This window comes from Petrotoga miotherma DSM 10691, assembly GCF_002895605.1.
GTDB classification, from domain to species: domain Bacteria; phylum Thermotogota; class Thermotogae; order Petrotogales; family Petrotogaceae; genus Petrotoga; species Petrotoga miotherma.
This window is the reverse complement of the sequence record NZ_AZRM01000038.1, coordinates 1-11,177: the sequence shown is the minus strand read 5'-3', so window position 1 is coordinate 11,177 and position 11,177 is coordinate 1. Positions and strand designations below refer to the sequence as shown.

Below are 11,177 nucleotides of genomic sequence, written 5' to 3'. Positions count from 1 at the left end.
TGGGTGGGGAGCGGGGCGAAGGGGCGCTAACAAACACACCCTTCCTCACGGGCGGGCTGCGGGGCGAAGGGGCACTATCCAACATCGGTGATGGCATCCACACAATCAATATCAAATTTTTAGATAACAAAAATAGAATTATCACTGAATATGCCACAAACATAACTTTTGATTCCACTCCACCAAAACCATCATATTTCAACCAAGAACTCTCAGCAGGCAATTTAAATTTAGAATACAAAGTAGATGAAGAAGACTTTTCTATAGTCTCCTTATACTACAACGAAACAGAATTAGCCTCTTCGACTTTGTTACAAGACAGTTTCTCAATAAAAATGACCAAAAATTCCGGAATTAAAAATTACATTCTACAGTTCAAAGATGATGTCAAAAACACTTACAATCACAAGATCGAAATAAATACGGATATTGACAAACCTCCGGTTATAGATTCAGATATTATAAGGGTTAATCTTTTTTCAGAAATCGACATGAAGATTTCTGACGACTGGGATGATAACTTTTTGGTTCTCATAGACGATGGAAATGAGATTAAATACCCATCAGACTTGTTACTAAAGCCAACAACCAATGCAACTATGATTGTTTTTGATTCAAACAAAAATAAAACCGAAAAATTTGTAAATTTAAACGTTGACAATCAAATCCCTACCCCACCTGAAATTACGGCACGGCTAATCTCTGAAGATTTGGATTACATATCTTGGCGATTTGATCCCAACTATCAAAATTACGTTGTTGAAAGATATGATGAAATATTTGGGTGGAAAAAAGTTTTTGAATTAAAAAATACATTCCTTGAAAACCCAAATTATGATATTATTTTTGTAAGAAAAGTTACCAACAATGGAACATACGGTTTCCCTTCGGATCCGGTAATCACTCTCTCAGAGGCTCTTGTTCCATATGCCTCTGGTACGATAAGCAAAATAGATAAAAACCTTTTCTTGCCACAAATTAACACGCCTTTTGTTATAGATACTGATATACTCATCCCAGAAGGAAAAACATTTTTGGTTGAATCTGGAAACCAAATCAGATTATATAACGGTGCCACCGCGGTTGTTGAAGGACTAATGTTTTTAATGCCAGGATTTGATAAAACTCATATATTTGGAGAAGGGGAAATAGCACTCAACGGTGGAACCATAATCTCTTATGACACAGACTTTGAAAACATCAAATTTACAGGCAAAGGAAAATTATTATTTCTTAAAAACTCAAACCTTGATAATTACAGTTCAATTGACATACAAAGTATAGGAAGAATTTGTCTTTACGACTCATCAATATCCGACTATGTTAAAATAACGAACTCATCAGGTGTTTATATCGATAATACCTACTTAAAAGAAATATTGTTGAATAACGTAGCGGAATCTTTATTCAAAAACTCAACAATAGATCTTTTTAACTCTTCTATAAACAGCAGAACAATAATGGAAACTTCTACTATAAAATTAATGAACATTGAAACATTCTCATTCATGAACAGCATTGATTCTAAAATAGAAAGACTAAATGTGGGAGAATATTCAATATTCCTTCAAAAGGAATAAAAGGGTTGGCTGTGGGATGAAAGGGTAAAAACTCTTTTCCTTATGGGTGGGCTGCGGGGCAAAGGGGCGCAAATAACGACTAAGCGCAGCTCACAAAAAATCATTTCTCAAAAATAAGAATTTGATTCTAAAGGGTCACAGGGCGAAGCCCTTCTCGAACCAGTTGGGCAAAGGGACCACAAATTCCCTTCTTTAGATAAGCGAGGAGCGGGATCTAAGGGACCGCAGGTCCTTCCTAAAAAGGGTGGGCTGCGGGGCAAAGGGGCGCTAACAATGGACACAACCACCAAAATCCATCAAATAGACCAAATTTACAGATCACTAAAACTAAAAACCCCAAACAAACATCATCTCCCAACACACGCAAGTGTACTATTATTATCCACTCATCCAGCTAAAGACAAATCGACCATTGTCGAACTCGGAAGTGGCATAGGGCACGTCAGTCTCGTAATTGGGAAAATGTTGAAAAATAGCAAAATCATAGGCATAGAAATACAAAAAGATCTATATGAATTCTCTTTGCAAAACAAAGAAATAAACGAAATAAACAACGTAGAATTCCTCAATATAGAAGTAAACAACGTCAAAAACCATTTTGACACTGAATCTGTAGACTATGTAATTTCAAATCCTCCACACTACTTTGATGGATTAAAAAGTCAAATCAGCGATAGAAAAATCGCCAGATCAGCTGAAGATTTAAAGGTATTAGAAGACTTCTTATATGCTTCAAAATATCTTTTAAAAAACAAAGGTTTGGGCTGTTTTATAATTCATCCTTACGTTCTTTCAGACGTATTAATAGTATTAGAAAAGAATAATTTGGAACCTCAACACATATATATCGCCTACGGAAACAAAGAAAAAGACGCCCAACTAATCTCTTTGACATTCAGAAAAAACGGAGGTAGGAATCTGCTCATTCACCCTCCAATCTTCTTCTCCGAATGGGGTAGGGAGCAGGGCTAAGGGCTAACTGTGGGGTGGGCTGCGGGGCGAAGGGGCGCTAAATATACCAAGTCTCATCAAAGAAGGAGGCTTTCACAACCATTGAACATACTAGACATCATAACCCTCAAAGAAGTATATAAAAAATCCAACAAAGAACTCTTAGAATACACAGAAACAGACACATCACCCACATTATTCAAAGAAGAATTCGAAGAAAACAAAAGAAAAATCGTTCAAAGCTTAGACAAAATAAAAGATTTAGGCATAATCACTTATTGGGACGAAGAATATCCAGATCTATTAAAAAACATCAATGACCCTCCAGTAATTCTTTACTATTTCGGTGATCCAACACTTTTAAAAAATAAAACGGTCTCGATTGTTGGAACAAGAAAAGCCACAGATTATGGAAAATCTATATGTATTGAAATTGCCAAAACCTTGAGCAGATACACCGTCGTAAGTGGAATGGCATATGGAATAGATTCGATAGCCCAAAGGAACGCCAAAAAAACGATCGCCGTTCTCGGTAACGGGGTAGACATAATATACCCAAAATCAAACGAATCACTCTACAACAAAATAAAAGAAGAAGGACTAATAATATCAGAATATTTTCCAGGTACCAGGGCAACAAAGTACACATTCCCCTACAGAAACCGTATAATTGCAGCTCTATCTGAAAAAACCATAGTCATTGAAGCCGCTAAAAAAAGTGGATCATTGATAACCGCAAGATACGCACTCGATTACGGAAGAGAAGTATTAGCCGTACCAGGGGATATAACAAGGTTAAATTCATACGGGACTAATTATCTAATCTACTCTGGCGCCACCCCCATAATCTCTTTACAACACCTTAAAGAGTTATTTGGAATAACTAACTTAGAACAGGAAAGTTCCTCTGAAAATCCTGAAGAAATGGAGGTAAAAGAAAAAATACTAAAACTAATAAACGAAGGCAAGAATAACTTAGACTCACTATGTGAAACCTTAAAAGAAGACGTCTCAACAATATTATCCACTATAATGCAACTAGAAATAGACGGGAAACTCTCCCAAGAAAACGGTACATACTTTACCATAAATTAAATAAAACTTTCAAAAATTATGGATCACGGGGCAAATCGCTTTCCCTTCCTTAGATGGGTGGGCTGTGGGGTGAGGGGCCCCAAACAAACGCTCTTTTCCTTATGGGTGGGCTGCGGGGTGAAAGGGCGCTAATAACGACTAAGCGCAGCTTATAATAAAAATTATTTCCCAAAAATAAGAAAGGGTCACAGGGCGAAGCCCTCCCACCCAGCGGGGTAAAGGGGCGCTAACACAAAAGGAGGTGGCAACACATGCCAATACTAACGGAAAAAGAAATAAATATGCTTGTTAATGCCGAGTGTCATGACCCCTTTATCTATCTAGGCTTAAGAGAACTCGACAAAGAAAACTTAGTCATAAGGGTTCTACAACCCTTTGCAAAAGAAGCATATCTGATTTCTAAAAAAACCACAATCAAACTCGATAAAATCCATGAAGCTGGACTCTTCGAAAAAAAGATCCCAGGATCCCAAATATTTGAATACGAAATAAAATGCACAGATCACAACGACAACACCTGGACCTACAAAGACCCCTACTCTTTTTTGCCGGTTATATCTGAATACGACAGATATCTCTTCAACGAAGGAAACCATTACAAAATATACGAAAAACTAGGTGCACATCCAATGAAAATAAACGGAACCGAAGGGGTTTTATTCTCAACGTGGGCACCAAACGCTAAAAGAGTCAGCGTGGTTGGAAATTTCAACAATTGGGACGGAAGAATTCATCAAATGAGGGTCTTAGGTCAATCAGGAATATGGGAAATCTTCGTTCCCGATGTTGTTGAAGGAGACTTATACAAATTTGAAATCAAAACTCAAAATGGAGACCTATTACTAAAAACAGACCCTTACGGAACTTACTTTGAAGTAAGGCCCAAAACAGCCGCCATTGTATACGACATACAAAACAAACACACATGGAACGACTCCAAATGGATGGAAGAAAGAAAAAATAAAAATTGGATAAAAGAACCGATGTCAATCTATGAAGTCCATCTAGGCTCCTGGGCAAGAAAAGAAGAAAATCAATTTCTAAATTATAGGGAACTAGCGGAAAAACTTTCAGCATACCTTAAAGAAAACCATTTCACCCACATAGAACTATTACCTGTAAGCGAACACCCCTTGGACATCTCTTGGGGATACCAGGTAACAGGTTACTATGCTCCAACAAGTAGGTTTGGAAAGCCGGAAGATTTCATGTACTTTGTCGATAAAATGCACCAAGAAGGTATAGGTGTCATCGTTGACTGGGTGCCTGGACACTTTCCAAAGGACGCGCATGCTTTGGGAAGATTCGATGGCACGGCTCTTTATGAACACCTTGACAGCAGATTAGGAGAACATAAAGACTGGGGAACTTACATATTCAATTACGGAAGAACTGAAGTTAAAAACTTCCTATTGGCAAACGCTTTATTTTGGTTGGATAAATACCACATCGATGGATTAAGGGTAGACGCCGTAGCTTCAATGTTATACTTAGACTACAGCAGACAAGATGGAGAATGGATTCCCAACAAATACGGCGGAAGAGAAAATCTTGAAGCTATTGATTTTATCAAGCATCTTAACACCATTACCTATCAATACTTCCCAGGAATTGTAACCATTGCAGAAGAATCTACGGCATTTCCCGGGGTAACTACGCCGGTTCATGAGGGAGGTTTGGGCTTTGCATTCAAATGGAACATGGGCTGGATGAATGACACACTCAGATACTTTAGCAAAGACCCGATATTTAGAAGATACCACCAAAATGACCTTACCTTCTCCCTAGTATACGCTTTTTCTGAAAATTTTATCTTATCTATTTCTCACGATGAAGTCGTACATGGCAAAAGGTCCCTTTTGGAAAAAATGCCAGGTGATGATTGGCAAAAGTTTGCTAATTTAAGGCTCTTTTACTCCTACATGTTTGCCCATCCCGGAAAAAATTTACTCTTTATGGGAAGTGAAATAGCCCAAAGAAAAGAATGGAACTGTTCCCATAGTTTAGACTGGCACCTATTACAATACGAACCTCATAAAAAAACGCAACTATTTTTAAAGGATTTAAATATGCTGTACAAAAATCATCCCGCATTATTTGAAATTGATCACCGTTACGAAGGTTTCGAATGGATAGATTTCAACGATGCAGACAACAGTGTAATATCCTTTATAAGAAAATCAGAAAATGAAGATGAAATCATCGTTTGTGTCTTCAATTTCACACCAGTGCCAAGGGATAACTATAGGATAGGCGTACCAAAAAAAGGAGTATACCAAGAAATACTCAATACCGACTGGGCACAATACTACGGAAGCGGAGTAGACAACCCAAAAGAAGTATACTCCCAAGACATACCCATGCACGGAAGAGAACAATCCATAATACTCACACTACCACCTCTAGGTGGACTATATTTCAAATTCCTAATAAAATAAAGGTCCCTTCCTTATGGACGGAATGGTGCGAATTCCTATCCTCCTTCCTTAAACGGGTGCGGAGCGGGGGTAGGGTGCTAACAAAGAACATTTTCCTTATGGGTGGGCTGCGGGGCGAAGGGGCGCAAATAACGACTAAGCGCAGCTCACAAAAAACACTCTACTTTTAAAAGGGTTACAGGGCGAAGCCCTTTTACAGCTTTGTGCAAAAAGCTTTTTCATAATAAACTTTGATTTTGAACTTGGGGATCTTAAGGGGGTTACCCCTTAATATTTGGGTTTAAGGGACCGTAGGTCCCTTCCTAAAAAGGGTGGGCTGCGGGGCAAAGGGGGCGCTAAAAGCTACAAGGGGAGGTTAATTATGAAAGCAATAATCCTTGCAGGAGGCTCAGGAGAAAGATTCTGGCCTCTATCAAACTCAAAAACACCAAAACAATTCCTAAAACTTTTCTCAGACAAAACCCTCATAAGAGAAACCTATGAAAGAATGTGCTACAAAATGGAGCCCAAAGACATCTTTATCATCACATCAGAAAAATATCAACAACTAACGATGAAAGAAATTCCAGAAATACCTAAAGAAAACATCATCTTAGAACCAATTCCAAGAAACACCGCACCAGCTTGTATGATAGGAACTCTAACAGCCCAAGATGATGAGATTGTAACAATACTCCCTGCCGACCATTACATACCTGACAAATCAAAATTTTGGGACACTCTATCAAAGGCAATACAAGGCGCACAAGAACTCGATGGACTATTTACCTTAGGTATTACTCCAACCAGACCAGAAACTGGTTACGGGTATATAGAAGCAGGAAAACCAATAAACAACTCAACTTACAAAGTCAATTCATTCAAAGAAAAACCAGACCCTGAAAAAGCTAGAACCTTTCTATCAAAAGGCAACTTCTATTGGAACAGCGGGATCTTTGTATGGGAAAAAAGCATATTTTTAGAACAAATGAAAAAACATTCTTCTGATATTTATAACAAACTCATAAACATCTCTCCATGGGACACAGAGAACTTAAGAAAAATCATGCCCACTGTCGAAAAAATAAGCATTGATTACGCCCTATTAGAGCGATCTGATAAAGTCTATGTAGTTAAAGCAGATTTCGTATGGTCTGATGTAGGAAACTGGGTATCAGTAAGGGAACTGCAAGGATACTCAGACAACAACGAAAACGTTGAAGTCATAAATGGGAGAAATGTGTTCGTTAAATCCGATAAATTTGTAGGAATAGTTGGATTATCAAATATTATAGTCATTGAAGGAGAAAACGGTATCTTAATCACAAAAGAAGAACACTCACAAGACGTAAGAAAAATATCAGAAAAATTGAAAAAAATGGGGAAATTTTAAAAATAATGAGGGACTCCAGAACGAAGCCCTTTTACTTGACTTTAGAGGGGTAGAGGAATGGTACAAGAAGTTAGAAGAAATGAAGGTACCAAGTATGTTTGACACATTAGAAAAGATAACAAAAAGAGGCAGAGAAAAAGCTAAATTAGAAGATGAAAGAAAAGGGAAACTTGAAAGTGAAAGAGAATTAATCATAGAAATTCTAAACCAAAGATTTGGAGAACACTTTGATAAAAGATTAGAAGAAAAGATCACACACCTCACTTGACAAGGTTAAAAAAGTATGTTATACTGAGATTAAATTGATATTAATGGGGTAATAGCATGTTAGATCAAGAAAATCTTTTTTTAAAAACACTCAAGTTAAAAAACAATACAATAAATATAATTAATTGGTGGTGGCATCTCGGATAGGGGTGCCTCTATGAATCTGCCTAGAAAGTAATCAAAGGGCATCCCTGAAGGGATGCCCTTTTTTAATTTAGGAGGTCTTTTTCCTATTAAAAAAGGGATAAAGGACCTCCTTTTATTTTTTTAAAGGCACAAACTAAGTAAAAATTAAGGTTGAGAAGGAGGGGAATATGTATACAAAAAAGTCTGTAATAAATCAATCAATTTTACCAATTATAGAAAAAATAAACGTTGAAAATCCTGATTCGATGGTAATTTATAAAAAAATTGCTTTAAATAATCCATATTCGTTTATACTAGAAAATCTTTCGATCAACGAAAAAAAGTATTCCTTTATAGGAATCACTCCATTAAAAGTCGTGAAATTAAATTATATCGCCAAGAATAAGACGAAACTTAATTTTTTTGAAAAAGGCAAAACTTTTCTTGATGAAAGTACAGATTACATATCTTTTTTAAAGGAACAGTTAGAAAGTATTCAGTATGAAAGTATTCTAAATATCCCAGATTTATTTGCAAGTTTTGTCGGATACTTCGGTTATGAGATTATTTCTATTTGGGAAGATATATACCATAATGAAATGGATAAAGATCTCAAACATGGAGATTTACCACTATCTATATTAGTGTTTCCAAGAATCTCATTGATATTAGATCAAAGTGAAAAAGTGGGGTATTTGGTAAATGTTGTCGATAGTGGATCAGAGGAAGATATAGAAAGTCGAATTTCTTTGGCTAAACATGAAAATCATCAGATATTAAAAGATTTAGAAAAAACTTCTACTCAAAAGGAAGAAGAAAGAAACAATGATCAAGTCAAATTGAAGATCAAACACCACACAAGTAAAGAAGAATTCATTGAAAAAGTAGAAAAAACAAAAAATTATATAAACGCTGGTGAGGCTTTTCAAATCGTCTTATCTCAAAGGTTTTCTTGCAAAATAACGCAACATCCTTTTGAAATATATGAAAATCTAAGAAAGATAAACCCTTCACCTTACATGTTTTATCTTAATTTTCCAGAAGCAACCATTATTGGCTCTTCTCCAGAAATGCTCGTAAAAGTTGAAGGACAAAGAGTAATCACCAGGCCCCTTGCTGGTACAAGAAAGAGGGGGGAAACTCCCAAAGCAGATGAAGTCATAGAAAAAGAACTCTTAAGTGATGAGAAAGAAAGGGCAGAACACATAATGCTGGTTGATCTTGCAAGGAACGATTTAGGCAGGGTATGTAAAGAAGGAAGTGTTAAGGTCACAAAATTTTTTGGAATTGAAAAATATTCACATGTGATGCACATCTATTCGCAAGTTGAAGGTTTAAAAAAGGATTATTTAAACTCACTTGATGTATTGAAATCTTTGTTCCCAGCGGGGACTGTATCAGGAGCACCAAAGATTAGGGCAATTGAAATAATTGATGAATTGGAAGACGAACCAAGAGAAATCTATGCCGGTGTAGTTGGTTACATTGATACAAAAGGAAATTTAGATACAAGTATCGCAATCAGGACGATGGTATGCAAAGAAAATGAAGTAAGGATACAAGCTGGTGCTGGGATAGTATCTTATTCCATCGGTGAAAATGAGTATTATGAAACAGTCAACAAAGCAATGGCGATGTTCAAATCTTTAGAAAAGGGGGATTGTTGAGATGATTCTTTTGATAGACAATTACGACTCATTCACCTACAACATATATCAAACAGCATGTGAGTTCGATGATGTTTTGGTCTATAGAAACGACAAAGTAACTGTAAAAGATATTGAAATGCTCAAGCCTTCTCACATAATAATTTCTCCGGGTCCAGGTATTCCCAAAGATGCTGGGATTTCCATCGAAATGATTAAACACTTCAAAGGAGTAATTCCAATTCTTGGAATCTGTTTAGGCCATCAGTGCATTGCCGAGGCTTTCAATGGAAAGGTTGTCAGAGCAAAAGAGATATTCCATGGAAAGACTTCTAAGATATATATCAAAGAAAAAAAGGATATATTTCAAGGTATAGATAGCCCCTTTGAAGCTACCAGATACCATTCACTTATCGTGTCAAACGAGATGTTCCCGAAAGAATTAAAAATAACCGCCTCTACACAAGACGGAGAGATCATGGCCTTAAGGCACATTAGTTACCAAATATATGGGGTACAATTCCATCCAGAATCTATATTAACAACAGTGGGACCGAAATTGATAGAGAATTTTGTAAATATTAAAGTTGAAAGGGGTGTCAGCTATGTTTAATTACTATCTTCAAAAAGTTGTAAAAGGTGAAAATTTGAGCTTGGACGAGATGGAACAGGCGATGGAGATGATTATGGAAGGTAAAGTAACTCACAGTCAACTTTCTGGTTTTTTAGTTGCTCTGCATATGAAAGGAGAAACGGTGGAAGAAATCACAGCAAGTGCAAAAGTTATGAAAGAAAAAGCAACACCAATAAGTATTGAAAGCGGCGAACTTATGGATACATGTGGAACAGGTGGAGATGCTAAGGGAACCTTCAACATTTCTACCGCTGTATCCTTTATCTTGGCAGCAGCTGGGGTGGTTGTTGCAAAACACGGTAACAGATCTGTATCAAGTAAAAGTGGGAGTGCTGATGTTTTAGAATCTCTTGGAGTCAATATATCATTACCCCCTTCTTCAATTGAAAGATGTTTGAAAGAGATAAATATAGCCTTTCTTTTTGCTCAAGATTTTCATAAAGCTACTAAACATGCTGCTGTACCAAGAAAAGAATTAGGAATAAGAACCATTTTTAACGTATTAGGACCCTTAACGAATCCTGCAAATGTAAAATATCAATTAATGGGTATATACGATCCAAACTTGGTTTACCCCATAGCAGAGGTTTTGAATAACTTGGGAGTTAAAAGAGCGATGGTTGTTCATGGTTCGGAAGGCATAGATGAATTTTCTCTGTCAGGAAAGAATAAAGTGGCGTTTTTAAATGAAGGTAAGATAGAAAAGTTAGAAATATCCCCGGAAGATTTAGGGCTGAAAAAATGCATCATACAAGAGATCCAAGGCGGAAGCGCAGAAGAAAATAGAAGAATAATATTAAACATATTTAACGGTGAAATGGGTCCCAAAAGGGATGTGGTCGTTTTGAATTCGGCAGCCGGGTTATATGTGGCAAACAAAGTCAACAGTTTAGAAAAAGGCATTAGTTATGCACAAGAGATAATTGATAGTGGAAAAGCGATGAAAAAATTGGAAGAGATGGTAGAGTTTACTAACTTTCTATCTTTACAAGCAAAAACTTCCTAGATTTCCTTAGAAAAAGAGGGCAGGGAGCCGGGTGGGCCGCGGGGCGAAGGGGCGCTAAAATA

General features: G+C 36.8%; 9 protein-coding genes. All 9 read left to right on the top strand.

What is annotated here, in order from left to right:
• The coding region (locus tag X928_RS10085; protein WP_169926343.1) for a hypothetical protein at positions 1–1,580 on the top strand (1,580 nt) is incomplete at its 5' end.
• Positions 1,581–1,853: 273 nt separating this feature from the next.
• Entirely contained in the window at positions 1,854–2,552 is a 699-nt protein-coding gene (locus tag X928_RS07625; protein WP_103079202.1) for a tRNA1(Val) (adenine(37)-N6)-methyltransferase, read from the top strand.
• Positions 2,553–2,633: 81 nt separating this feature from the next.
• Positions 2,634–3,626: a DNA-processing protein DprA gene (gene dprA / locus X928_RS07620; RefSeq protein ID WP_169926342.1), complete on the top strand. Its 993-nt coding sequence runs from the start codon at positions 2,634–2,636 to the stop codon at positions 3,624–3,626.
• 251 nt (positions 3,627–3,877) lie between these two features.
• A complete protein-coding gene (gene glgB, locus X928_RS07615) occupies positions 3,878–6,064 on the top strand; it encodes a 1,4-alpha-glucan branching protein GlgB (protein ID WP_103079200.1) in 2,187 nt (728 codons plus the stop codon).
• Positions 6,065–6,425: 361 nt separating this feature from the next.
• Positions 6,426–7,436 (top strand): mannose-1-phosphate guanylyltransferase, encoded by a 1,011-nt coding sequence (locus tag X928_RS07610; RefSeq protein WP_103079199.1) that lies wholly within the window; start codon positions 6,426–6,428, stop codon positions 7,434–7,436.
• A gap of 94 nt (positions 7,437–7,530) precedes the next feature.
• Positions 7,531–7,704, top strand: a complete 174-nt coding sequence (locus tag X928_RS10080) for a hypothetical protein (RefSeq protein ID WP_169926341.1) — start codon at positions 7,531–7,533, stop codon at positions 7,702–7,704.
• A 313-nt stretch (positions 7,705–8,017) separates the two neighbouring features.
• Positions 8,018–9,496 carry an anthranilate synthase component I family protein gene (locus tag X928_RS07605; protein ID WP_103079198.1) on the top strand — a complete coding sequence of 493 codons (1,479 nt, stop codon included), beginning with the start codon at positions 8,018–8,020 and terminating at the stop codon, positions 9,494–9,496.
• Between the two features lies 1 nt (position 9,497).
• A complete protein-coding gene (locus tag X928_RS07600) occupies positions 9,498–10,088 on the top strand; it encodes an anthranilate synthase component II (protein ID WP_211286503.1) in 591 nt (196 codons plus the stop codon).
• Positions 10,081–11,115, top strand: coding sequence for an anthranilate phosphoribosyltransferase (gene trpD / locus X928_RS07595; RefSeq protein WP_103079196.1), 1,035 nt, complete (start codon positions 10,081–10,083; stop codon positions 11,113–11,115). The genes X928_RS07600 and trpD overlap by 8 nt, the downstream gene beginning before the upstream one ends.
• Positions 11,116–11,177: the final 62 nt, after the last annotated feature.